At 71.4% G+C, this 25,206-nt stretch carries 16 protein-coding genes and 1 pseudogene; 15 read left to right on the top strand and 2 right to left on the bottom strand.

Annotated features, from left to right (window positions below):
- The 13 genes from ABD385_RS36455 to ABD385_RS36515 all read left to right on the top strand — a co-directional run.
- Positions 1-1,897 (top strand): amino acid adenylation domain-containing protein (locus tag ABD385_RS36455; protein ID WP_344583953.1); only part of this gene is annotated, 1,897 nt, incomplete at its 5' end.
- Positions 1,894-4,947, top strand: a complete 3,054-nt coding sequence (locus tag ABD385_RS36460) for a type I polyketide synthase (RefSeq protein WP_344583955.1) — start codon at positions 1,894-1,896, stop codon at positions 4,945-4,947. The genes ABD385_RS36455 and ABD385_RS36460, both read left to right, overlap by 4 nt.
- Entirely contained in the window at positions 4,944-6,104 is a 1,161-nt protein-coding gene (locus ABD385_RS36465) for a MupA/Atu3671 family FMN-dependent luciferase-like monooxygenase (protein WP_344583956.1), read from the top strand. Before ABD385_RS36460 ends, ABD385_RS36465 begins: the two co-directional genes overlap by 4 nt.
- A complete protein-coding gene (locus tag ABD385_RS36470; protein ID WP_344583957.1) occupies positions 6,101-9,160 on the top strand; it encodes a condensation domain-containing protein in 3,060 nt (1,019 codons plus the stop codon). The genes ABD385_RS36465 and ABD385_RS36470 overlap by 4 nt, the downstream gene beginning before the upstream one ends.
- A 35-nt stretch (positions 9,161-9,195) precedes the next feature.
- Entirely contained in the window at positions 9,196-10,473 is a 1,278-nt protein-coding gene (locus ABD385_RS36475) for an MFS transporter (RefSeq protein WP_344583959.1), read from the top strand.
- On the top strand, positions 10,466-11,320 hold the full coding sequence (locus tag ABD385_RS36480; protein ID WP_344583961.1) for an SDR family oxidoreductase: 855 nt from the start codon (positions 10,466-10,468) through the stop codon (positions 11,318-11,320). Before ABD385_RS36475 ends, ABD385_RS36480 begins: the two co-directional genes overlap by 8 nt.
- Positions 11,320-12,573, top strand: coding sequence for a condensation domain-containing protein (locus ABD385_RS36485; RefSeq protein WP_344583963.1), 1,254 nt, complete (start codon positions 11,320-11,322; stop codon positions 12,571-12,573). The genes ABD385_RS36480 and ABD385_RS36485 overlap by 1 nt, the downstream gene beginning before the upstream one ends.
- A gap of 31 nt (positions 12,574-12,604) precedes the next feature.
- Complete coding sequence (locus ABD385_RS36490) at positions 12,605-13,291, top strand: thioesterase II family protein (RefSeq protein WP_344583964.1); 687 nt, start codon at positions 12,605-12,607, stop codon at positions 13,289-13,291.
- Between the two features lie 41 nt (positions 13,292-13,332).
- Positions 13,333-14,676 carry a serine hydroxymethyltransferase gene (locus ABD385_RS36495; RefSeq protein ID WP_344583966.1) on the top strand — a complete coding sequence of 448 codons (1,344 nt, stop codon included), beginning with the start codon at positions 13,333-13,335 and terminating at the stop codon, positions 14,674-14,676.
- Entirely contained in the window at positions 14,673-17,114 is a 2,442-nt protein-coding gene (locus tag ABD385_RS36500) for a non-ribosomal peptide synthetase (RefSeq protein WP_344583968.1), read from the top strand. The genes ABD385_RS36495 and ABD385_RS36500 overlap by 4 nt, the downstream gene beginning before the upstream one ends.
- Before the next feature lie 56 nt (positions 17,115-17,170).
- A complete protein-coding gene (locus ABD385_RS36505; protein WP_344583969.1) occupies positions 17,171-18,211 on the top strand; it encodes a ketoacyl-ACP synthase III family protein in 1,041 nt (346 codons plus the stop codon).
- 62 nt (positions 18,212-18,273) lie between these two features.
- Entirely contained in the window at positions 18,274-19,815 is a 1,542-nt protein-coding gene (locus ABD385_RS36510; RefSeq protein WP_344583971.1) for an amino acid adenylation domain-containing protein, read from the top strand.
- Between the two features lie 514 nt (positions 19,816-20,329).
- Complete coding sequence (locus ABD385_RS36515) at positions 20,330-21,229, top strand: NmrA family NAD(P)-binding protein (protein ID WP_344583973.1); 900 nt, start codon at positions 20,330-20,332, stop codon at positions 21,227-21,229.
- A 306-nt stretch (positions 21,230-21,535) separates the two neighbouring features.
- Here ABD385_RS36515 and ABD385_RS36520 read toward each other — a convergent pair whose 3' ends face one another.
- Positions 21,536-22,117 (bottom strand): TetR/AcrR family transcriptional regulator, encoded by a 582-nt coding sequence (locus ABD385_RS36520; RefSeq protein WP_344583975.1) that lies wholly within the window; start codon positions 22,115-22,117, stop codon positions 21,536-21,538.
- 125 nt (positions 22,118-22,242) lie between these two features.
- Here ABD385_RS36520 and ABD385_RS36525 point away from each other — a divergent pair, with 125 nt between their 5' ends.
- Both ABD385_RS36525 and ABD385_RS36530 read left to right on the top strand, forming a co-directional pair.
- A complete protein-coding gene (locus ABD385_RS36525; protein WP_344584016.1) occupies positions 22,243-23,193 on the top strand; it encodes an NADP-dependent oxidoreductase in 951 nt (316 codons plus the stop codon).
- 201 nt (positions 23,194-23,394) lie between these two features.
- A pseudogene (locus tag ABD385_RS36530) lies at positions 23,395-23,826 on the top strand (transposase); the annotation flags it as partial.
- Between the two features lie 119 nt (positions 23,827-23,945).
- On the opposite strand, the gene ABD385_RS36535 reads toward ABD385_RS36530, so the two are convergent.
- A complete protein-coding gene (locus tag ABD385_RS36535; RefSeq protein ID WP_344583977.1) occupies positions 23,946-24,893 on the bottom strand; it encodes an NAD(P)-dependent oxidoreductase in 948 nt (315 codons plus the stop codon).
- Between the last annotated feature and the right edge of the window lie 313 nt (positions 24,894-25,206).

A 25,206-nucleotide genomic window follows, 5' to 3' on the forward strand; every position in this document is an offset into this window, starting at 1 on the left:
CTTCGTCGAGCGGGCTGCGCTCGGTCCTGGTCGGGTGGCTGTCGCTGATGGTGAGGGTTCGCTCACGTATGGGGAGTTGGAGGAGTGGTCTGCTGGGTTGGCGCGGGTGTTGGTTGAGGCCGGGGTGGGGCCTGGTGACCGGGTCGGGGTGTGTCTGGGGCGGTCCGTGGCTTTGGTGGTGGGGTTGTTGGGGGTGTTGCGGGCCGGGGCGGTGTATGTGCCGTTGGATGCCGGCTATCCGGCGGAGCGGCTGGCGTTCGTGGTCGAGGACACCGGGGTGTCGGTGGTGGTCGGCGACGGACTCCCGGACCAGGTGGCCGGCCGTGTGACGTGTGTGGACGTGGCTGCCGAGCCCCTCGATGCGGGGCGGGAACTACCGCGGGTCGGTGGGGACGCGTTGGCGTATGTGATTCATACGTCGGGTTCCACCGGGCGTCCCAAGGGGGTGCTGGTGGCGCACCACAATGTGATGGCCCTGCTCGCCGCGACCCGGGATGAGTTCCGGCTCGGCCCGCACGACGTGTGGTCGTTCTTCCACTCGTTCGCGTTCGACTTCTCGGTGTGGGAGATCTGGGGCTGCCTGCTGACCGGTGGCCGGCTGGTGGTCGTGGACCACTGGGCCGCCCGCGATCCCGAGGAACTCCACGCCCTGCTGGCCCGGGAACAGGTCACCGTCTTGAACCAGACCCCGTCCGCGTTCTCCCAGCTGATCCGTGCCGACCGGTTCCCCGACGGGGGCCTGTCCGTGCGCCTGCTGATCTTCGGTGGGGAACCCCTGGACACCAAGATGCTGCTGCCCTGGCTCGACCGCTACCCCGAGACCGCCTGCCGTCCGGTGAACATGTACGGCATCACCGAAACCACCGTGCACTGCACCTGGCACACGGTCACCCGCGCCGACGCCCTGACCGGCTCACGCACGGTGGGCCGCCCCCTGCCCGGCTGGCAACTCCACATCCTCGACGACCAGGCCCGACCGGTCCCACCCGGCGTCCCCGGCGAAATCTACGTCGGCGGAGCCGGCGTCACCCACGGCTACCACAACCGACCCGAACTCACCACACAACGCTTCCTCCCCAACCACCTCACCACCACCAACACCACAGGCGCCACCAACACCACCGACACCAGCACCACCAACACCGACACCAGCACCGACACCGACACCGACACCACCATGCCCGGTGGGCGCCTGTACCGCACCGGCGACCTGGGCCGCTACACCCCCGACGGCCTCCTGGAACACCTCGGCCGCCTCGACGACCAAGTCAAAATCCGCGGCCACCGCATCGAACTCGGCGAAATCCGCACCACCCTCCTCGAAGACCCCCGCGTCACCGCAGCCGCCGCCCTCGTCCGCACCCCCAACGACCCCGCCACCGCCCGCATCGACGCCTACGCCGTCCTCACCCACCCCGACCACCTCCCCGACATCCGCCACACCCTCACCCAACGACTCCCCACCCACCTCATCCCCGCAACCCTCACCGCCCTCCCCCAACTCCCCCTCACCCCCAACGGCAAACTCGATCCCACCCACCTCCCAGAGCCCGTACCCACCTCCGAGGCCACACCCGTCGAAGCGCCCGGCGCGAGCGCCACGGGCGACGGCGCCGGTCTCGCACCGGGTGGCGAAGCCAGTGGTCCCGCAGCGCTCGCCGTCATCTGGCGCGAGGTCATGGGCGTCCCCGTCGGGCCAGACGACAACTTCTTCGACCTGGGCGGGAATTCCCTGCTGGCCGTGCGGCTCAACGCTGCGCTCCGCAAGAACGGCTATCCCGAAGTGCGGCTGCGGGACATCTTCCGCCACTCCACCCCGCGCCGACTCATGGCGGCCATCGAGTCCCGTGGTGGCTCGGGTTCGAACGCAAGCAAGCCTGGAGGAAAATCGGCATGACCGACATGGACAACGCGGTGGCGGTCGTGGGGCTTGCCCTGCGGGTGCCGGGCTCCGCGGACCCGGAGACCTTCTGGTCCGGCCTCGCCGACGGCCGGGTCAGCCTGCCCGCCGCGCGGAACGGGCCCGAGGCGGATGGCCCACTCCAGGCGGGCCAGATCGACCGTTTCGCCGAGTTCGACGCAGAGCTGTTCGGCATGTCCCCGGCCCAGGCCGCGATGACGGACCCACAGCACCGGGTGCTCACCGAGCTGGTGTGGCAGGCTCTTGAGGACGCGGGGATCGACCCGGGTGCCACCACCGACCGGGTCGGCGTGTTCGCCGGGTGCGGCCCGGACGCCTATCTCCACGCGAACGTGCTCACCGACGAGCAGCTGGTGCGGGTGCACGGTCAGGAGCAGCTCCAGCTCGGGAACTCCCGTGACTTCCTCGCTACCGCCATCTCCTACCGGCTCGGCCTGACCGGGCCGAGCATGACGGTACAAACCGCGTGTTCGACCTCGCTGGTCGCGGTGCATCAGGCCGTGCGCAGCCTGCTCACCTACGAGTGCGATATCGCGGTGGCGGGTGGCGTCACCATCCACCCGGTGGAGCGGCCCACGTACGAGTTCACCGAGGGCGGCATCGTCTCCCCGGACGGCCGTTGCCGCCCCTTCACCGAGGGCAGCCTCGGCACGGTGCCGTCGAGCGGCGCCGGGGTCGTGGTGCTGCGCCGCGCGGCCGACCTCGACGAGCGGGGCGCGAGCGGTGTCCGCGCGCATATCATCGGCAGCGCGGTCAACAACGACGGCGCCGACCGTATGAGCCTCGTCGCCCCAAGTCCCCGCGGCCAGGCGGACGTCATCCGTGAGGCGCTGGAGTCGGCCGGTCTCGCGGCCGCCGACATCGGCTACGTGGAGACCCACGGCACTGGCACCGTCCTCGGCGACCAGATCGAACTCGCCGCCCTGGCGGAGGTATACGGAGACCGCGGCGGTGAACTATCTTGCGCGCTGGGCGCGTTGAAGCCGAACATCGGGCACTGCGACACGGCAGCCGGCGTGCTCGGCCTCATCAAGACCGTGCTCGCCGTGCAGGAGCGCACCGTGCCGCCGATCCCGCACCAACCGGGCGACGGGCCCGATGTGGCGCTCGGCTCGCCCCGCTTCTTCATCCCGCGCAAGGCCGAGCCCTGGGGCGACGAACTTCCCCAGCACGCGGCAGTCAGCTCGTTCGGGCTCGGCGGCACCAACGTCCACGTCATCGTCGCGCCCGCGCGGCGCGCGCCGATCCCGGCCACCCCGGCCCCGTCGGAGACGAGCAGCGACCGTCCCGGCATCGCCGTCCTCTCCGCCGCGACCGACAACGCCCTGCGGGACAAGGCACGTTCACTTGCACACTGGCTCCAGCAGGGCGGAGGAGCGGACGTCCCGCTCGCCGACGTCCTCGCCACCCTGCGGCACGGCCGTCGCCCCCTCGACCGGCGTTGGGCCGTGGCCCTGCCCGCCGACGAGAGCGCCGCGCGCGGGCGCCTGCGCACCGAACTGCTCGCGCTCGCAGAGCAGGGGCAGGGGCAGGCGCGGGGCGCCGTCACACAGCCCACCGTCGCCGCGCTGCTGCCCGGCCAGGGCGTGTCCCTGGCCGGAGTCGGCACCGCGTACGCCGCGGTGGACGCCGAGTTCCGTACGGACCTGTCGGAACTGTCCGCAACGGTGTCGGCGGCCGGAGGGCCGGACCTCAGTGCCTTCGGCGAGTGGTCCGCCGACGACCCGCGCCTGATGGACACGGCGGTCGTTCAGCCCCTGCTGTTCGTGCTCGGCACGGCGGCGCTTCGGCTCCTGGAGCGGTACGCCGTACGGCCCGCTCTTCTTCTCGGGCACAGTGTCGGAGAGTTGACCGCCGCCGCGTACGCAGGGGTCTTCACCCTCGACGAGGCCGCGGCGGCCGTCGTCGCGCGCGGCAGGCTGATGGCGGGCGCCCCGCAAGGAGCCATGGTGGCCGTCCGCGCGGACGAGAGCACCGCCCTCGGGCTCGCCGAACGCCTCCCCGTGGACGTGTGCGGGCTCAACGCGCCGGACAACACCGTCCTCGGCGGAGCCCCGGACGCCGTGGCCGAGCTGGAGCAGCGGTGCCGCACCCGAGGTGTCGCGGTGACCCGCCTCGCCACCACCCGGGCGTTCCACTCGCGCGCCATGACGTCGGCGGCGGAGGAGTTCGCCGGCTTCCTGGGCGAGTTCACGCTGCGCGCCCCCAAGCCGGACCTGACCGTCGTCTCCAACCTCACCGGCCTCCCGCTGACCGACCAGCAGGCCACAGACCCCGGCTACTGGGGCCGACAACTGCGTTCCACGGTGCGCCTCGACGAGGCGCTGGCGACCCTCCTGAACGCGGGGCCCGACGTCGTCCTCGGCGTCCAGCGGGGCAGGACCATGACCAGTCTCGCCCGCCAGGCGGCACGGCGGCACGACAGGACCCCGCTCGTCACCGACCTCCTCGGCGACGGCAAGCAGGCCGAGCCGCTCGCGGTCCAGGACGCCTTGGCCCAGCTGTGGACAGCGGGCTGCTCGCCCCGGCTCGACATCCCGAGCCCGCGGGCTGCGGTCCGGCTGCCCGCCTACCCCTTCGCCGACACCAGGCACTGGGTGGAAGCCGTCCCCACCGAGCCGCGTGAGCGCCGGGCGCCAGAGGCCGATGTACAAGACGGACAGGAGGACCTCGACCCGCGGCCGCAAGCCGAGGACGAGCCCCGGGCCGCTTCCGCCGACTTGGACGGCGACAGCACCCCCGCCGTGATCGCCTCGCTCTGGCAGAGCGCCTTCGGCGGCGCCCCGCTGCGCCCCGGGGACAACTTCTTCACCCTGGGCGGCACTTCACTTCAGGCCGCCCAGCTCATCACCGTCATCAACAACGACCTGCTGTTGAACATGCGGCTCCAGGACCTGTACGAGAACTCCTCGCTCGGCGAGTTCGTGGCCTGCGCGCAGGCGCTGGTCGCCGAGCGCGACGACGACGAACTGCTCCGGCTCCTCGACGAGCTCGAGAACGGCAGTGGCCCGGAGGGAGACGCATGACCGAGCTGTCCCAGCGCCTACAGGCGCTCACACCCGAGCAGCGCAAGCGCCTGAATGAGAACATGCGCCGCCGCGACGCACGCGCGAAGGCCCCCGCAGTCGAGACCGTGGCCGAGCCGGCCCCGCTCCCGGACCGGCAGAGCCTCTATTTCTTCGCCAGCGCCACCGCGCACGAGGCCGTCGACTACTACCCGCTGGTCCTTCGGGCCGCCGCCCTCGCAGACCGCGCCGGGCTGCACGCCATCTGGCTCCCCGAACGGCACTTCGTGGACTTCGGCGGCTTCTCACCCAACCCGGCCGTCCTCGGCGCCGCGGTGGCCGCCACCACGCAACGCCTGGGCATCCGCGCGGGCAGCGTCGCGGCGCCCCTACAGCACCCGGCCCGCATCAGCGAGGACTGGGCGCTGGTCGACAACCTCTCCGGCGGGCGCGTCGGCATCTCCTTCGCCAGTGGCTGGCACCCGGACGACTTCGTCCTCGCCCGCGAGGGCTACGCCGACCGCCGCGAGGTGACGGCACGCACCATGGAGCAGGTGCGTGCGCACTGGCGCGGGGAGGCGGTGCGCTATCCCACCACCGCCGGCGGCGAGGCCGAAGTGCGGACCCAACCACGGCCCGTCCAGGCCGAGTTGCCCGTCTGGCTCACCGCCGCGGGCAACCCCACCACCTTCGAGTCCGCGGGCCGCGCGGGGTACGGCATCATGACCGCGCTCCTCGGCCAGACGCTCAAGAAGCTGCGCGAGAACATCGCCCGCTACCGCGCCGCCTGGCGCGAGGCAGGGCACGAGGGCGACGGCGACGTGGTCGTCATGGTTCACGCGCACGTCAGCGACCGTCCGGACCTCGAAGAGTTTCTGCGGCCCGCCATGCACGCCTACCTCCGGTCCTTCCGCAGTCAGACCACCGCGGCCGACCAGGACGAGGAGGTGCTCCTGGAGAGCGCCTACCTCGACTTCCTGCACGGTCCCTCGCTCCTCGGCACCCCGGCCAAGGCCCGAGCCGTCCTCGCCGAACTCCGCGACGCGGGCGCCGACGAGGTCGGCCACCTCATCGACTTCGGCCTGCCCGCCGCTGACGTCCTCGCGGCCCTGCCCCAACTGCTCGCACTCTCCGGTGGCGAGAGCGGCATCGAAGCCCTGGAAGGAGCCCGCACGTGACATCCGACCGCGCGGCCGCCGCCGCCCGCCTCGCCAAGCTCGACCCGGCCCAGCGCGCCGCCCTCGCCGCCCGTCTCGTCGCCGCCCGCTCCGGCCCCCCGCTGCGCACCCGGCCGGGCCCCCGCAAGCGCTTCCCGCTCGGCATGGACCAGGAACGCCTCTGGATCCTGGACGAGTTGGACCCCGGCACCACGACCTACACCCTCGGCTTCGGGTTGCGCTTCCACGGCGCCTTCGACCTGGACGTGTTCACCAAGGCCGCGCACGCCGTTGCCCGCCGCCACGAACTGCTGCGCTCCGGCGTCGAGACCGAGGACGGCAAGCCCTACCTGCTGGTCCACGCCGACCGGGGTGCCGACGTCACCTTCGCCGACGTCTCCGACGGCCCCGCGGACGAGGTGGAGGAACGCCGGGCCGCATTCGTCGCCGAACAGGTGCGCCGCCCCTTCGACCTGCGCCACGACCCCGTGCTCCGCCTCGCGGTGGGCCGCGTCGCCGACGGTGACCACCAGATCGTCCAGACGATGCCGCACTCGTTCACCGACCAGTGGTCCTACGTACGCCTCAACCACGAGCTGATCGAGCACTACCGCGCCTACCTCGAAGGCGTCGAGCCTCAAGTCCCCGTCCTGCCCGTGCAGTTCGGTGACTACGCGCAATGGCAGCGCGACTACTTCGCCGGCCCCAAGGGCGAGGAGCACCGCGCCTTCTGGCGTACGTACCTCGCCGGCGCCCCCACGCGCCTTCCGCTGCCCTATGACGCGACGCCCGACACCTCCGACCACGCCGGCGAGCAGTACAACTTCATCCTCGACGAGGACGTCGCCGCGGCCTTCACCGCCAGGGCCGGCGAGGCACGCACCACCATGGCCACCGCGATGACCGCCGCCTATGTCGCGCTCCTGCACGAGGAGACCGGGGCCCGTGACATCGTCGTCGGCGTGCCGAGCGTCACCCGGGGCCAGGACGCGGTGCAGGACCTCATCGGCTTCCTGCTCACCAACGTGCCGATCCGCGTGCGCCTGCCGGAACAGCCAACGCCCGCCCAGGTGCTCGCCGCCACGGTCGAGGGGGCCGTCGCCGTCGCCGACCACCGCGAGGTGCCCTTCGGGGAGATCGTCGAGGCAGTCGCGCCCAACCGGTCGGTGACCCGATACCCGCTCCTACAGACCATGTTGGTCCAGCTCAACCTCGGCGACTCCGTTCTGTTCAAGGTCCCGGGCGCCGACGTCTACGCCAACGCCGTGCCCGAGGGCATCTCCTCGATGGACATGACAGTGGCGTGGTGGCAGGTCAACGGCCTGATGTACGGGCGCATCGAGTACCGCACGGCGCTGTTCCTGCCGTCCACCATCGAGCGGATGGCACGCCGCCTGCTCCAGCTCGTCGAGCTCTTCGCCAAGTCCCCCGACACCCCGCTGCGCACCCGGACCGTGCCGCCCGCCTCGCCGGTGGTCTCCGTCCTGGCCCCGCCTGTCGCGCCCGCCGAACCCGACACGGGGCCGGTCGAGGGCATCGAGCGGGTCGAGCGGGCCTGGCGCGAGGCGCTGGGTGTGTCCGAAGCGGTCCCGGGGGACGTGTTCTTCGAGGTGGGCGGGACCTCCCTGCTCGCGGTGCGACTCACGCACCTGCTCAAGGCCGAGGGGTTCACGCTCACGCTGCGGGACGTCTTCAGCAATCCGACGCTGGGCGGGCTCGCGCGGGTCGTTCTCGCCCGCGACCGCCAAGTCGCCGCAGCGGACGGCGAGGTGCCGCTGGGCCCGCTCGGGTCCGAGCAGGAGCTGTTGTACGACTCCGGGCTGGAGAGGGTCGAGGACTTCGCGCACACCTTCGTGTTGCGGGCCAACGAGGCATTGGACGTAGGCCGGTTGGAGGCCGCCGCCCAGGCGGTGGTCGACGCCCACCCCGGACTCTCCACCGCATTCCACGTTCGCCCCGAAGGGCGCCGGGCCCGCGTCGGTGACCGCTGGTCGTGGCGCGTCGAGGACCCGGGGAGCGAGCCCCGGGACGTCGCGGCCGTCCAGCGTGCGGCCTTCGACGCGGAGAGCGGTGCACTCTTCGCCGTCAGCCTGATCCCCGGCGGCACCGACGAGACCGCCGCGGACCTGGTCGTCATCAGCGCCAACCACCTCGTCATCGACGGCATGTCCTGGGGCATCGTCGTCGCCGATCTGGCCCGCGCCTATCAGGGGCAGCCGCTGATCCCCGAACCGGCCGGGCAGTTGGAGTACGCGGCTGCGCTGCGGACTCTCGACCCGTCCCCGCAGGCGGACTTCTGGGCCGCGCGCCTCGCCGCGGTCCGTCCCGTGAACTGGGGAACGCCCGAACTCGCCGAAGGCGTCAGGCAGTTCGAGGCCGCAGTGCCGCTCGCGGGGCGGCCCGGCTCGCTGGAAGCCGAGGCGTTCACCGTCGTGGCCCGGGCGCTGCGCCCGCACACCGAGGAGGTCGTCGTCTCCACGATGGGGCTCGGCCGCGAGCCGCTGCCCACGCTGCGGAACTGGGACCCCACCCGCGCCGTCGGCTACTACGCGTGCCCCTACCCGCTGCACCTGCCGCTCACCGGCGGCACGCTCCACGAGGACCTCGCCGCGGTCGGCACCGCCCTGCGCCACACACCCGACGGTGGCAAGACGTACGGACTCCTGCGCAGCTGTGCCGACGCCGCGCTGCGGGCCCGATTCGCCGGCCTTTCCACGCCTCGGATCGTCGTGAACTACCTCGGCGCTCTCGCCGAACCGGCCGAAGCGAGCGAGGGGCTCTTCACCGGCGCGGGCGAATTCGCCGCCGAGGAGTACCGGCCGGCGGGACGCGACGTGGACGTCGACGTCGCCGTCGGCATCCAGGCGGGCCGAGCCGTCTTCCGCTGGCTCTACGACCCGGCCCGCGTCGCCGAGTCGACCGTCCGGGAGGCGGCCGCACGCGCCGCCGCCGACCTGACCGAACTCCTCGCGGCGCACGCCGAACCCGACGACGTACCCGGCATCGTCGGGGTGTCGGAGGAGCAGATGAACCAGCTCTTCGCCGAGCTCAGCGACGTACGTCTGGAGCAGCAGTGAACGACACCCCCGTGCCCCCCGACACAGCCGGGACAGTGCCCCGGCGCCGTGGCCCGCTGTCCGTGCTGCTGAGCGCGCAGTACCTGTCCGCGTTCGGCAACGCGGTGACCATCGTGACGGTGCCGCTCTACGTCCTGGGCGCCACGGGCAGCCCGATCGCCACCGGCCTCGCCGGGTTCGCCAACGCGCTGCCGCTGATCTTCGCGGGCGCGATCGGTGGGGTCATCATCGACCGGATCGGGGGGCGCCGCATGAGCGTCCTGTCCGACCTGTTCGCCGGCGTGCTCATCGGGCTCGTTCCGCTGCTCGACCAGACCGTGGGACTGCCCCTGCCGCTCCTGATGGCGCTGCTCTTCGGCCGGACCGTCGTGGCGACCCCGGCTCAGGCGGCGCGCCTGAGCCTGATCAAACCGCTCGCCGAGGGCGCGGGAGTACGCCTGGAGAGCGCCAACTCCTGGTTCCAGGCGGCCCCGCGCCTCGGCCTGGTGGTGGGCGCGCCGCTCGCCGGACTGCTCGTCGCGGTCTCGGGTTCGGTCGCCGGGATGTACGTCGATTCCGCGACGTTCCTCATCGCCTCGGCTCTCGTGGCGTTCGCCGTGCCCCGCGCCCGGCCCACCGCGAACCCGGGTGGAAAGCTCGGCTTCTTCCGCCAGCTGACCGAAGGCCTGGCCGTCGTCAAGACGATCCCCGTGATCGGCGCGATGACCTCCTTCGTCTTCGTCACCAACTTCCTCGACGACGCGTTCACGCCGCTGATGCTGCCGGTGTACGCGAAGGAGATCCTCGGCAACGGCGAGTATCTGGGCTGGCTGCTCGCCGCCTCCGGATGCGGCGCCATCGCCGGAACCTTCCTCTACCCGCCGCTCAGCCGTCGCTTCCTCCTCAGCCGCCGCTACACCCTGCTCGGCTGCTTCGCCGTCATCGCGGCGCTGCGCCTGCTGATGGTGGCCCACCCGGGTCTCGTGGTGATGGTCGCCCTCACCTTCGCCAGCGGGCTCGCCGCCGGGCCCCTCAATCCGGTCCTGAGCACGGTGATGCTGGAGCGGGTGCCCGAGCAACTGCGCGGCCGCGTCTTCGGGCTGTCCGGCGCCGTCGCGATGGCCGCCGCACCGCTCGGCATCCTCTGCGCCGGATGGGTCGTCGACGGTTCGGGCCTGACCACCGCGCTCGCCTGCTTCGGCACGGCGTACTTCGTACTGATCCTCGTGTCGCTGCGCAGCCGCGCCCTGCGCGACATGGACGCGGCCCCCGCCACCGTGACCGGAGAGACCGGAGAGACCGGAGAGACCGAGAAGGAGCCCGCCCATGGCTAGCACCTCCGGCACCCGGGGTGCGGGACGCCTCGAAGGGAAGGTCGCCGTCATCACCGGCGCCGGGCGGGGCGTGGGCCGCGCCTGCGCGACCGCGTTCGCCTCCGAGGGCGCCGACCTCGTCCTGGTGGACGTGCCCGGTGACATCGCCGGCGTTCCCTACCCCCTGGCGAGCGAGAGTCAGCTTCAGCACACCGCCGAGGAGTGCCGCAAGCACGGCGTCGAGGTCCTCACGGCCGCTGCCGACGTCCGTGACCTGGCCGCCCTGAGCGCAGTGCGGGAGCTGTCCGTCGACCGCTTCGGGCAGGTCGACGCGCTGGTCAACAACGCGGGCGTGGTGGCCCCTTCGGGCCGTCCCGTGCACGAGACGAGCGAGGAGGACTGGCAACTGCTCCTCGACATCGACCTCAGCGGGGCCTGGCGGATGACGAAGCTGTTCGCGCCGCTCCTCATCGAGCGCAGGGCGGGATCCATCGTGAACGTGGCCTCCACGGCTGGTCTGGTCGGCTACCGCAACTTCGCCGGCTACGTCGCCGCCAAGCACGGCCTCATCGGGCTGACGAAGGCGTCCGCGTTGGATTACGCGGCCTTCAAGGTCCGCGTGAACGCCGTGTGCCCCGGTAACATCCGCGACGAACCCGCCGCCGAGGGCCGCATGCTCTCCGAGGTCGCGCGCGCCCTCGACGTGCCGCTCGCCGGACACCAGGCGCTCTTCACCGAACAGCAGCCCATGAACACGCTGGTGGACCCGGTCGACGTCGCCGAAGCAGTGCTCTGGCTCTCCTGCGACGCCACGCGCCACGTCACCGGCTCCACGGTGACGGTCGACGCGGGATACACGGTGCGCTGATGACCGACTCCCAGCTTGCGCATGAGGCTTCGGCGGCGGAGCGGCAGTTCTGGCTCGCCGAACAGGTCGCCCGCAAGGCCGCCGCCAACATCGCCCTCGGCCAGATCCGCATCCAGGGCCCCGTCGACGTGCCGGCCCTCGCCCGCGCGCTCGACGCCGTCGTGCAGGCGCACGAGGCGCTGCACACCGCCTTCGTTCTCGACGGGCAGCGTCTCGTCCGCGAGGTCGTCGCCCCCATGCCCGGGCCGACGCCGGTGCTGCTCGCGGCAGGCACCGTCTTCGACGACGTCGCGGCACGCCTCGACGAGACCGGTTTCGACGTGCAGGCGGGCGTGTTGCACTGGAGTGCGGTGGCACCCGACGAGGACGGCGCGAGCCTCTACATCGCGGTTCACCACATCGCCTTCGACGGCCTCTCACACGAAATCCTCACCAGCGACCTCGCCGACGCCTACGCACAGGCACTGACCGGCACGGACCCTTACCTGCCGCCGCGCCCCCGCGCCGCCGCCACCTCGCTCGGCGCCGCCCAGCGCGACGAACTCGCCGCGCACTGGCGCACGACCCTCGCGGGAGTCGCCGATCTCCCCTGCACCGGAACGGAGTTGAGCCAGCGGGACCTGGCGCGGGCGCCGCTCGTCGAGCACCGCACCACGTGCTCGGCCGGGCTCGCGCAGAAGCTGCGGGACCGGGCCCGGGAGGGTGCCAAGACCCCGTACGCGCTGCTGCTCACCGCCTATGGGCGGGCGCTGGCCGAACTCACGGGTGCGGGCGAGGACTTCTGCATCGGCACGCCGATCGCCACCCGAGGGACGGACCAGGAGCGCGAGGTGGGCTGTCTGCTCAACACCGTGCCCATCCGGATGCGGAGCCTCGACGCGCCCGACGCGGCGGACCGGGTCTGGGACGCGGTCGTCGATGCGGTGCTCCACCTGGAGCTGCCCTGCGAGCACATCGTGGCACACTGCCGCACCGGACGGAGCCGGCGCATGCCGCTGTTCCAGGCGCTGTTCGCCTACCAGAGCTGGACGCGGACCGTGCACGAGGCCGGGCACGCCCGCCTGTGGACCGTGCCCGTGAAACCGGTCGGCGCCCAGGCGGAGGTGCAGATGCAGGTGTGCGAGGTCGAGGGAGACGCCTTTGACGTCGTCGTGCAGACCCCCGCGGGCGGCCCCTGGGACGGCCGGCTCGCCGACCTCGTGGCCGCGTTCGACAACCACCTCGAGCGGCTCGCCACCGCGTCCACGTCCTGAACGCGCCCCGAACGAAGAGGGAACCCCACGCATGACCAAGCTGATCTGTCTGCCGTACGCGGGCGCCGGCGCGGGTGTCTACCGCCCGTGGCGCCGCCTGTCCTCACCCCGGCTTGAGGCCGTGCCGATCCAGCTTCCGGGCCGCGAGGAGGAGTACGGCGCGCCGTTCTACGCGACGGTCGCCGAGGCCGCCGAGGACATCGCCGGGCGGCTGCGCGCGGCGGTGGGCGCCGAGCCGTACTCGATCTTCGGGCACAGCTTCGGCTCCATCCTGGCCTACGAAACCACCCATCACCTGATCGAGCACGGCGGTCCGCTGCCCGAGCAGATCGTCGTCAGCGGCTCGGTCAGCCCTCGCCACCGGGACCGCCACCTCATCGCGGCGGACGACGACGAGCAGGCCGTCGCCGACCTGCGCGACGTGGTCGGCCGGGACATCGAATCGCTCAACCACCCAGAGCTGCGGGCCCTGTTGCTGCCCGCCCTGCGAGCCGACGTCCAGCTTCTGAACGACTACGAACCCGTCGAGCGCGCGCCCCTTCCCCTTCCGCTCACCGCGATCCGGGGTGAGGCGGACGCGATGGTGCCGGTGCCTCAGTGGCGGGACTGGTCGGCGTTCACCTCGGCCGCGTTCCGGGAGCTGGAGATGCCCGGCGGCCACATGTACCTCGCCGATGACTGGGCGCTGGCGTGGAAGACCATCGAGGAGCTGCTGTGACAGTGTCCCCGACCGGTCAAGAGCCGTGCCAGACACGGCTGTTGAGACACGGAGCGGAGCTCCTGCACCGCGCCGACCCCGCCCTCGCCACCCTCCTCGACGCGGAGGTCCGCCACCAGGCGGGCACCCTTGCCATGGTCGCCTCGGCCAGCGCCGCCGACCCCTCGGTCCTCGCCGCGGGCGGGGCCGCCCTGTCGAACGTGACGGCGGAGGGCTACCCGGGCGCCCGCTACCACCCTGGCGCCGTGCACTTCGACGGGGTGGAGCGGCTGGCGGTGGAGCGCGCCAAGGCGGCGTTCCTCGCGCAGTACGCCAACGTGCAGCCGCACTCGTGCTCCTCGGCCAACTTCAGCGTCCTGTCCAGCCTGATGCCGGTCGGCGGGGTCCTGCTCGGCCTCGACCTGGACGCGGGTGGCCACCTCACCCACGGGTCGCCCGCTTCCGTGACGGGACGTCACTTCAACGCGGTCCACTACGGGTTGTGCGCGGATGGGCGCATCGACTACGCATCCGTCGCCGAACTGGCCCGCGCCCACCGACCGGCCGTCATCGTCGCGGGCGCCAGCGCCTATCCGCGCATGATCGACTTCGCGCGCTTCAGGGCGATCGCGGACTCGGTCGGGGCCTATCTGCTCGCGGACATCTCCCACATCGCGGGCCTGGTCGTCACCGGCGACCACCCGAGCCCCATCGACATCGCCCACGTCACGACGACCAGCACCTACAAGCAGCTCGGCGGCCCACGCGGCGGCCTCATCCTCATCGGCCGCGAACACCGCACCCCGGGGCCCGACGGGCGTACGACCCTGGCCCGGCTCATGCAGCAGGCGGTCTTCCCCCGCTCCCAGGGCACCCCGAACCCCGCCGCGATCGCCGCCAAGGCGCGCGCCCTCGACCTGGTCACCAAGCCGGAGTTCAAGGAGACCACCCGCCGGATCGTGGAGAACGCACGTGTGCTCGCGGCCGCCTTCACGGCCTCGGGCCACCGCGTCCTGACGGGCGGCACCGACAACCACATGGTGCTCCTCGACGTCTGGCGCAGGGGCCTGACCGGAGTGGTCGCCGAGCGCGCCCTGGAGGAGTGCGGCATCCTCGCCAACCGCAACCGGATCCCCGGCGACACCAAGCCGCCCCTGGTCGCGGGTGGACTGCGCCTGGGCACCAACCTGCTCGCCCAGCGCGGCATGGGTCCGGCCGAGATGGCCGACTGCGCCCGCCTCCTCGACACCGTCCTCGGCGCCACGACGCCGGTGGACGACACCTCGTACCGACTCGTCCCCGAGGTCCGCGCGGAGGTGCGCGGCGAAGTGGCCCGACTGTGCGCGCGCTTCCCGCTGCCCTTCAGTGAGTCCGTGACACCCGAAACGACAGGAGCAAGGCAGTGAACCGCACCACGAGCGAGGGCGCCATCCGCGACGGCGTTGCGCAGGCACCCGGGCCACTGCTCCTGCCCACCGACCGGCCGCGCCGCCGAACCGCGCCGCGCCTCACGGCCGTCACGGAACTGCGCCTTCCGGCCTCGATCTCCGGCGCGCTCGACGCCTTCGCGGCAAGTGCGGGCGTCGCCCAGGACGCGGTGCTCCTCGCGTGCTTCGTGGCGCTGGGCTTCCGCTATACGGGTCAGGAGTCCTTCACCGTGACCCTCGCGGCCGGAAGCTCGGTGGGCGCGGCAGTCGACGGGGAGTCGTGTCTGTCGGAGCTGGCCCGGGTCGTCGGAGCCGGTGCGGATGACCAACCCTCACCAGTCGCCTTTCAGCACGCATGTGGTGAGGACGTCGCCCAAGGCCCGCACGAGCTGCTGCTCCGCATCCGCCGCGCTTCCGAGCGCCTCGACGTCGAAGTCCACTACGACGAAGCTCTTTTCGACGCGGCGACGGCCCGACGCCTCCTCGACCACTACGCCACGCTCTTGGCAGCGGCGCTCGCCGAGCCCGCGCGCAAGGTGAGTACGCTCCCGCTGCTCACGGCCGAAGAGCAGCAGACGATCCTGGTCGACTGGAACGGCACCGGCGCCGACCTCGCGTACGAGGACTGTCTGCATCGCCGCTTCGAAGCACGCGTGGCACAGACCCCCCAGGCGATCGCGCTCAGCCACGGCACCGACCAGTGGACGTTCGCGCGCGTCGACCAAGCAGCCAATCAACTCGCCCACCACCTCCTGGAAGTGGGAGTGGAGCCGGGTGCGCGCGTCGGGCTCTGCCTGGACCGGTCAAGCGACCTGCTCGTCTCGCTGCTCGCCGTCCTCAAGGCCGGCGGCGCGTATGTCCCGCTCGACCCGGACTACCCCGCGCAGCGCCTGGCGACCATGGTGGACGGCGCCGGATGCGTGGCGATGGTCAGCCGCGGTGACCTCAGTGCCAACCTCGGTGCGGCGGCCGACAGCGGGCAGACACCGCTGGTGCTCCTCGACCGGGACGCGCCCGTCATCGAGGGCCGGTCCACGCAGCGGCCGGATGTCGACGTGACCCCCGGCGACCTCTGCTACGTCATCTTCACCTCCGGTTCGACCGGCCGCCCCAAGCCCATCGCGCTGCGCCACCGCGGCGTCCTCAACAACCTCGCGGACCTGAACTCCCGCTACGGCGTGGGCGTGGGTGACAAGGTCCTCGCGTTGTCGTCGCCCAGCTTCGACATGTCCGTGTACGAGATGGTGGGCATGACCATCGCGGGCGGCACCGTCGTCCTGCCGGACCGGGAGCGGATCAAGGACCCGGAGCACTGGGCCGCACTCCTCACCGAGCACGGCGTCACCGTGTGGAACTCCGCTCCCGCCCTGCTCGAACTCCTGGTCGCGCAGGCGGAGCGGGACGGTGCGGTGGCCTTTCCTGCCCTTCGGCTCGCGATGCTCGGCGGTGACTGGATCCCGGTGACGCTTCCGGATCGTGTACGCCGGGTCGCGCCCGCTCTGCGTTTCATCGCGCTGGGCGGGGCCACCGAATCGTCGATCCACTCGACGCTCTACGAAGTGACCTGCACCGATCCGGCCTGGACCAGCATCCCCTACGGGCGCCCCATGGCCAATCAGCGGACCTACATCCTGGATCCGGCGGGCCAGCCCGTGCCCATCGGAGTACCCGGCGATCTGCACCTCGCGGGAACCGGTCTGGCCCAGGGATACCTGAACCAGCCCGAACGGACCGCCGAGCGCTTCCTCGACTGGTCGTACGGACCGGTGACCGGTGAACGCCTCTACCGCACCGGAGACTTGGCCCGCTACCGCGGCGACGGGCAGATCGAGCTGCTGGGCCGCCTCGACTTCCAGGTCAAGGTGAACGGGCTGCGGATCGAGCTCGGCGAGGTCGAGTCGCTGCTGCGCAACCACCCCGAGGTGAAGGACGCGGTGGTGGCCGCGCGGCCGGACCCGGTGGGTGACCGGCAGCTCGTCGGCTACGTCGTGCCGCGCGACCCGGGCACGCTGGACGTTGCCGAACTCCGCGACCACCTGGCCGCGGTGCTGCCCGCATACATGGTGCCCGCGACGACGGTGGTCCTGGACGCCCTGCCGCTGAGCCCGAACGGCAAACTGGACCGCACGGCGCTGCCCGCACCCGACCAGGCACACGGAGAGCCGGTCGCCGCCGACGACGCCCCGCGCGGCCACTGGGAGCGGCGGATCGCCGAAGTCTGGCAGGAGGGCCTCGGTGTCGAACGCGTCGGACGCGACGCGGACTTCTTCGCCCTCGGCGGTGACTCGATGAAGGCGGCCCGCAGCATCGCCAAGATCGGCGCCCCGCTGAAGTGGGCCGACCTCTACCGCCATCCCGTCCTCAGGGACCTGGCCGCCCACATGGAGCGGCTCACCGCAGACGCAGCTGCTCAGTAGCGCGACCTCGCGTTCACGGCACGTGAACGACGCAAGCGAAAGGGGGCCGCAAGGCCATGCGCTGGAACGAGATGTACATCGCCGCAACCGGCTCCTGCTTCCCGGAGCGGGACGACTGCGCCCGAGCCGTCGCCGAAGGCCGTTACGACGCTCAGGAGCACGAGAGGAACGGCTACCGGTCCATCAGCGTCGCGGGCGACATGTCCGCCGCCGACATGGCCGTATCCGCAGCGGGCCAGGGCCTGGCCCGCTCCGGGCACACAGGTGACGACATCGCTCTGGTCCTGCACGCGAACGTGCACCACCAGGGGCAGGACCACTGGACGCCGGCCTCCTACCTCCAGGAGCGGGTCACGGGCGGCCGGGCGCCCGCCATGGAGATCAGGCAGGGCTCCAACGGCGGCCTGGCCGGGCTCGTCCTCGCCCTCTCCTACCTGTCCGCGCACACCGGGCAGGACGCGGCCCTCGTCACCGCCGCCGACAAATTCTGTCCGCCGGTGTACGACCGCTACCGCAGTGACAAGTGGATGGTCCTCGGAGACGGCGCGTCGGCCGCCGTCCTCTCCCGGCGCGGCGGCTTCGCACGGGTGCTCGCCACTGCCATGGACTCCGATCCGGGGCTGGAGGAGATGTACCGCGGCAGCGGCTTCACCGACGCCCCGTTCTCGACCGGGCTCCCCCTCGACCTGCGCGAGCGCAAGCGGGAGTACATGGACCGCCTCGGCCTGGCGGAGGTCGCGCTGCGCTGCTCGGTGGGGCTGCAGAACGTGGTCAAGGAGGCTTTCGGCGATGCGGGCACGGACCTCGACGACATCGCACGGTTCGTCTTCCCGAACGTCGGCAGGTCCCTCGTGCAGTGGGACTACCTGGACGCGTTCGGCATCGACGAGGAGCGCACCACGTGGGAGTGGGGGAGCGGGATCGGGCACGCCGGAGCGGGCGACCAGTTCGGCGGCCTCGACCACCTCGTTGCGGCCGGGGCGCTTTCCGCCGGCGACCGGGTCGTCCTGGCGGGCAGCGGCATCGGTTTCAGCTGGGCCTGCGCCGTCCTGGAGATCGTCGAGCCGCCCACGTGGCACCGGCAGGGCGATGCGTGACTCGTGCTCGCCCAGGTCCAGTTGAGCCCCGTCGACCTCCCGCACAGCTAAGGAACCATGAGATGACCACCCCCACCCTCTACCAGCTCTTCGCCGACAGCGCGGCCCGCCACCCGGACCGCCCGGCGCTCGAGGTCCAGGGCGCTCGGCTCACCTACGCCGAGCTGGAGGAGTCCGTGGCCCGGCTCGCCGGACGGATCACCGAGGAATTCGGTGGCGTCCCGGACCGGGTGGGCATCCTCGCCGCCCGCAGCCTGCCCACGTACGTCGGATATCTGGCCGCGCTCCGCCTCGGCGCGACCGTCGTCCCGATGAACCCGGCCTTCCCCGCGGCACGCAACCTGGAGATCGCCACCTCGGCCGACGTCGACCTGATCGTCCTCGACCGAGCGGGCGCCAAGCAACAGGATCAACTCACCGCGTCACACCGGGCGTTGCTGATGGGCGAGACCGAGGACTCACTCGCCGAGCCGTACGGGAAGCCGGTCGCGCCGATCGCCGCACCGGGGGACGGCATCGCGTACATCCTCCACACCTCCGGCTCCACCGGACACCCCCGCGCCGTGCCCATCCGGCACCGCAACGTCGTGCCGGCCATCAGCTGGGTGATCACGGAGTACGACTTCGGCCCTGACGACCGCACGTCCCAGAACGTCGAACTCACCTTCGATGTCGCGGTCTACGAACTCTTCGTGACCTGGGGCTGCGGCGCGACCCTCGTCGTGCCGCGCGTCGACGACGTCGTACGCGCCTCGGCCTTCGTCAACGCCCAGCAGATCACGCACTGGTTCTGCGTCCCCTCCGTCGGCCACCTGGCGGCCCGCGTCGGCGCGCTCGCGCCCGGCTCCATGCCGTCGATGAGGCTGGTCGTGTTCGGCGGCGAACGGCTCATCGCCGCGCAGGCCGAACAGTGGGCGGCCGCCGCGCCCAACGCCGAACTGCACAACCTCTACGGCCCCACCGAAGTCTCGATCCTCTGCACCGGCCAGCGCCTGGGCGAGCGCGGCGAACTGCGCGGCCCCGGCTCCAACGGCACCATGCCCATCGGGCAGGTCCTGCCGCACCTGGACTACGTGCTGCTCTCCGAGGACGGGCACCCCGCAGATCCCGGCGAGCTGTGCGTCCGGGGCAACCAGCGCTTCGACGGCTACCTCGACCCGGCCGGCGACGCAGGCCGCTTCCTCATCTGGGAGCCGGGCACAACAGCCCGCGTCCACACGGGAGACGGGCCGGTCACCGACCGCCACTGGTACCGCACCGGCGACCGCGTGCGCACCGAGGACGGCTCGCTGGTCTTCCTCGGCCGCGTCGACGACCAGGTCAAGGTGCGGGGCCACCGCATCGAGGTCGGCGAGATCGAGGCCGCCCTCACCCGGCACGCACACATCCGCGAGGCCGTGGTCGTGGCCCGCGAGAGCGACCTGGGCGGCACCCTCGTCGCCTTCTACACCGGAACCGAGATCCCGTCGGGGAAGCTCACGTCGTTCCTGCGGGAGCAGTTCCCTGTCTACATGATCCCCGGCCGCTTCATCCACCAAGAGGCATTCCCGCTCAACGCCAACGGAAAGGTCGACCGCAAGGCGCTCACCACGCTCGCAGCCTGAGCGGAACGCACCCCACGCCAACCCGGAGCCGACGGTGTCGAAACGCCATCGCAGGTGCGGCCAACGACACCTGGGACACGGTTCCGGCGCTGCTGACTGACCAGGCGGACTCGATCGGCGGGATCGACCGATCGGCCTCGATCAGACTCGACGATCAACCAGGCTCGCCAGCACACCCACGCATACGACTCGGCCGGACAAGGCCGACGGCCGCCGGCCTGTGTGGAGGTGCGGGTTTCGAGGGTCCAGTGGTGCTGGCTGAGGTTTCTCGTCGCGCCACGGCAACGGTCGGGTGTCCGTCGGCGTGCGCCAGGGCTGAACCGGGTGCATCGGCGTAGCTCTTCAACGGTCTCCGCCCTTGAAGACCCGGTATGGCTCCGGTACAGCGGGAGGGCAGGCGGGCACATATGCCCCAGGCGCGATCCGGCAGTCGCGTGGGCGATCGACGGAACTCAAGGCCGGACAGTTGCGAGCGGACCGGACACCCCGGCCCGAAAGGCAGGAGGCGATCGACGTGGGCGTACAGCCCATCCTTGTCACCGGCGTCGGTGGCACAGTAGGCGGAGTCGGAAACATGGTCCTCGACCATCTGCGTGCACAAGGCGTGCCGGTGAGGGCTCTGGTGCATCACGACGACGGGCGGGCCACGGCTCTGCGGGCCCTGGACGGGGTGGAGGTGGTGGTCGGCGACCTCACGCGGGGCGCCGACGTGGTCGAGGCACTCGCGGGCTGCCGCCGCGCCTACTTCGGGATGGGCGTGTCTCCTCTGTACCTGGAGGCCGCCACCACGGTCGCGGCGGCCGTCCGGGAGAGCGATGGCTTCGATCTGCTGGTGAGCATGTCGCAGATGAGCCTCACCAGCACCACCGAATCCCGGCAACAGCGACTGCACTGGCTGTCCGAGCATGTCCTCGACTGGTCGGGGGCGCCGGTCGTACACGTGCGGCCCACGGTGTTCATGGAGAACCCGCTCTTCGCCCAGGTCGCCGCCGCCTCCGTCCAACGGGACGGCACGATCCGCCTCCCGTTCGGCTCCGCCCGAACCTCTCCGGTCGCCGCGGCCGACGTGGCGGCGGTGATCGCACACCTCCTGCTCGCCCCGGCCCCACCGTCCCGGCGGGTCTACGAACTGACCGGTGCACAGTCCCGTGACATGCATGCCATCGCCGCCGAACTCTCCACCGCGCTGGGCCGTCCCGTGACCTACGTCGACGTGCCGTACGAGGAGTGGCTGGAAGAGGACCTGAAGAACGCAGGCCTGCCACCCCACGTCTTCGAGCACATCGCCACCATGGCACGGCTGCACGGCGAGAACCGCTACGACCGCGCCACGAACGACATCAGCGAACTCCTCGGACGCCCCCCGCTGGGGTTCGACCATCTACTGCGCAAGACATCCACTCCGCAGCTCTAGCAACCCGCGAGGCGCCCCCGATCTCCAGGTCGGCCTGACGGCGCAGCAGTTCGACCTGGACAGGCGAGGGGTTTTGCCGGTTGATCCCGGCGGTCAGGAACGCGGCCCGGCCGGGGACCGTCTTGGCCTGCGGTGAGTCCCTCTCCGAACCACGAAGGGACCCATCACTCAGCTCTCCCCTCCCGCATCCATCGCCGGTCGACCACGTTTGCGCTCGTCGCTGCTGTGATCCTGCTGTGATCCTGCTGAGACCGACCGGCAAATGGATCACTTCAGGCGGCAGGCGGTGGGGCGCCTGGCGGCACCTCAGCGCGGTCTGAGGCCGTCCATGAGCAGGTCGAGCAGGCGCCCGGCCTGGGCAGGTTCTCCGGACTTGGCGGCGACGGCGAGCATGCCGAGGATGCTGGCGGAGACGTCGCCGGCGCGAGCGTCGGCGCGGATGTCCCCAGCGGTGGCGCCGGCGTCGAGGATCGTGGTGATGGCCGACAGGAGCTGCTCTCGGGTGTGAGCGAGGGAGATTTCGCCGGAATCGATCATGGCGAGCAGGGTGTCGGTCATGCCGTGCTTGGTGGCCTGCCATTCCGCGAACAGGTCCATCCACAGGCGCAGCGCCTGCGCGGGCGGGTGGTTGGCGAGCAACTCGCGTGCCCCGGCCGTCAGTCGGACGACCTGGTCCTGATAGACGGCGTCGACGAGCGCTTCCCGGGTCGGGAAGTGGCGGAAGACGGTGGCGACGCCGACGCCTGCCTGTCGAGCGATTGCGCGCATGGATGGCTCGGTGTCGGAGGTGGCGAAGGCGCGGGTGGCCGCCGCGAGCACGGTCTCGCGGTTGCGCGCGGCGTCGGCGCGCAGCTGCTGGTGGGCACCCGGGGATGGTTCGGTGGCCATGTGTAAACGGATCACGTTCCATTTGAGTCGGTCATCGGGGTAGTTTAGGCCCCAGGCAAACGGAACACGTTCCGATTAGCTTTGAAGGAGACCTCATGACCGAACCCGCTTCCGCGCCGGGCACCATGCGCACGGTGCGCTTCCACGAGAACGGCGAGCCCGTCGACGTCCTGCGCCTGGAGACCGCTCCCGTGCCCGAGGCGGGGCCCGGCCGCATCCGTGTCACCGTGCACGCGTGCGGACTGGCCCCGGCCGACTGGGCGCTGTGCCGCGGGCTCTTCCCCGGGAGCCTGCCGCGCGGCATCGGCTGCGACGTCTCGGGCATCGTCGAGGCCGTCGGTGCGGGCGTCACGGACGTGGCCGTCGGCGACCGCGTGTTCGGCACCGCCGACTTCGCCGGCCAGCCGAGCGCCGGCGCGGCGGAGCGCGCCGTGCTGGATCACTGGTTCGCGGTGCCCGAGGGCCTGGACCTCATCCGGGCCGCCGCGATCCCGATGGCGCTGAGCACCGCATCCTGGCACCTCGCGCGACTCGGCTTGGCCCCGGACCGCACGATCCTGGTCAACGGTGCCGGAACCACCATCGGCTACGCGGCCGTGCAGATCGCCCTCGTCCGCGGGGCGCGGGTGATCGCGACCGCCGGGGAGACCTACACCGAGCAGTTGCGCGACCTCGGAGCCACGGTGGTCGGCTACGGCGAAGGCCTGCCCGAGCGGGTCAAGGCCCTCGGCGTCGGCCAGGTCGACCTCGCCTTCGACGCCGCGCCGCCCAATGGAGCCCTACCCGAACTCGTCGAGATCGTCGACGGTGACCCCCAGCGTGTCCTGACCTGCTCCGACATGGCCGCGGCGCCGGAACTCGGGGTGCGCGACACCTTTCACGAAGATCCCACGAAGCGGACCGACGATGAACTCTTCGGCGTCTTCCCCGAGTTCGCACAGCTGGCTGCCGAAGGCAGGTTCGCCGTGCCGGTCGCCGGAACCTTCCCCCTCGCGGACTGGCGCAAGGCCCTTGAGATCAGCCTGACCGGGCACGCCCGCGGGAAGCTCCTGCTCCTGCCCGGCGGCGCCGATTAACCGGAGAGATCACCCGGGCGCGAGACATTCACCGCCCTCAGGGCGCAGGCCGGCCCAATGGGCGGGGCGCCGCCCGAGAATACGACGCCTCCGGAATGAGACCGACTGGCGACAGGCACTGGAGGGCCCGGGCGGGCAGCGACGGGCACGGCCCTACGTGATCATGGGGCTCTCTACGTTCTGTAACCCCGAGGGACAGCCGTGCCCGCGCTGCCACCTTGCCCGCTCGAATCCCTCTGGGACCAATTCGCCGCTCTCCTGCCCGCCCACACGGAGTTCGCCGTGAGCCACCCACTCGGCTGCATCACCAAGGCCCCGTGCGGCGGCGAGCACGCGGGCCGGTCCCCGGCGGACCGCGGGAAGCAGGGCCTGAAGTGTTCGACCGCCGCCGACGCCCAGGGCGTCCCGCTCGGCCTGGCCGCGGCAGGGGCCAACCGCCACGACTCGCCCCTGCTCGGCCCGACCCTCAAGGCAGCGATGGACCAGGTCGGGACCATGCCGGAGCGCGTGAACGTCAACCTTGACCGCGGCTACGACAACAACAAGTCCCGCACCCTGCTTGACGAGTTGGGCTTCACCGGCGAGATCGCTCGCAAGGGAGTGCCCGCCCCGATCCAGGCCGGCAAGCGGTGGACCGCTCGTAGCGCAGCAACCCAGCCATCGCTTTGATTGGAGGGCAGCGGACACTTGGCCCTGTCCGCTCTCATCGAAGCCAGTCGCCGTTGTGTCCAACCCAGTCGAGTTACAGCCGGTCAGGAGCGCGGTGACAGGCCGTCGTCCACGGGGGTGTTCTGGGCTTGCAGCGTGATGCCGGAGTTCCTGGCCTGTTCGAGGATCAGAGCGGCGAAGTCCTCCTCGACGTGTCCCGCGCCGATGGCACCCGCGATGAGCTGGGCGGTGGCGGCGGCGAGCGGCATCGGAACCTCCAACTCGCGGGCGGCAGACAGTCCCAGGTCGAAGTCCTTGCGCAGCAGTGGCATGGTGAACGTCGGTGTGAAGTCCAAGTTGACCAGGGCGGGCGACTTGTAGCGGGTGTAGAGCGAGCCCATCACGGAGTCGTTGAGGAATGCCAGGAAGGCGGAACGGCTGACACCACCCTTCTCCGCGAGGACGGTGATCTCGGCGAGCGACTGGGTGACAATGCCGAGGAAGACGTTGTGTGCGATCTTGACGAGGCGGGCGACTTCGCCCTCGCCGACGTAGGTCACTCCGCGGCCCAGCAGTGCGAGCAACGGCTCGACCTGGTCGAACGCCCCGCGCGAGCCGGAGACCGCGACGGTCAGCTTGCCCGCTGCGATCACCTTCGGGTTCCCGCTCACCGGGGCGGCCAGGAAGTCCGTCCCGCGCTTGGCGGCTTCTTTCCGAATCGACTCGGACGTCTGCGTGGACATCGTGGAGCTGTCGACCACCACACCCGGTGCGGCATCGGGCGAGGTCAGCACACCGCTCGGACCCGTGGTGACCGCCTCCAGGTCGGGCGAGGCGGAGACCATGGTGAAGACGACGTCCCGGTCGGCCAGATCGACCGGCCGGTCGACAACCGCGGCTCCCCGTTCAGCCAGCGGTTCGGCCTTGGCGCGGGTCCTGTTGTAGACGGCTACGTCGTGCCCCGCTTCCAACAGTCGAGCGGCGAGTTGGAAGCCCATGCGGCCGGTACCGATCCAACCAATGCGCGGGCGATCTTGTGCGACGTACGGCATTTCTCTCCCTCGATCCTGGAAGACGGTTCGACCCGTGCGGATCCGTAGCTCGACCGGCCGGCCCGTGGCGCACGACCGACCATGTGCCGGCCCGCAACGGCCTTGGCGTCAGGTTGCCGGACCATCTGGTCCTGCCGGAAGCAGTGGGGATCGAAACCCGCCGAACCACACTCGCGTGTGCGAGCACATGTGAGTCTGCGTCCTCACGCGCCGGCTCGGCCTCAGGCGCACCTGTAGGCACCCTGGACGGGTGACGGTGTGCCACGCCCCGACCACCTCGACTGGGTTGGCTGAGGCGGCGACCGGCTTCGGT

This window comes from Streptomyces lunalinharesii (assembly GCF_039532155.1).
GTDB lineage: Bacteria > Actinomycetota > Actinomycetes > Streptomycetales > Streptomycetaceae > Streptomyces > Streptomyces lunalinharesii.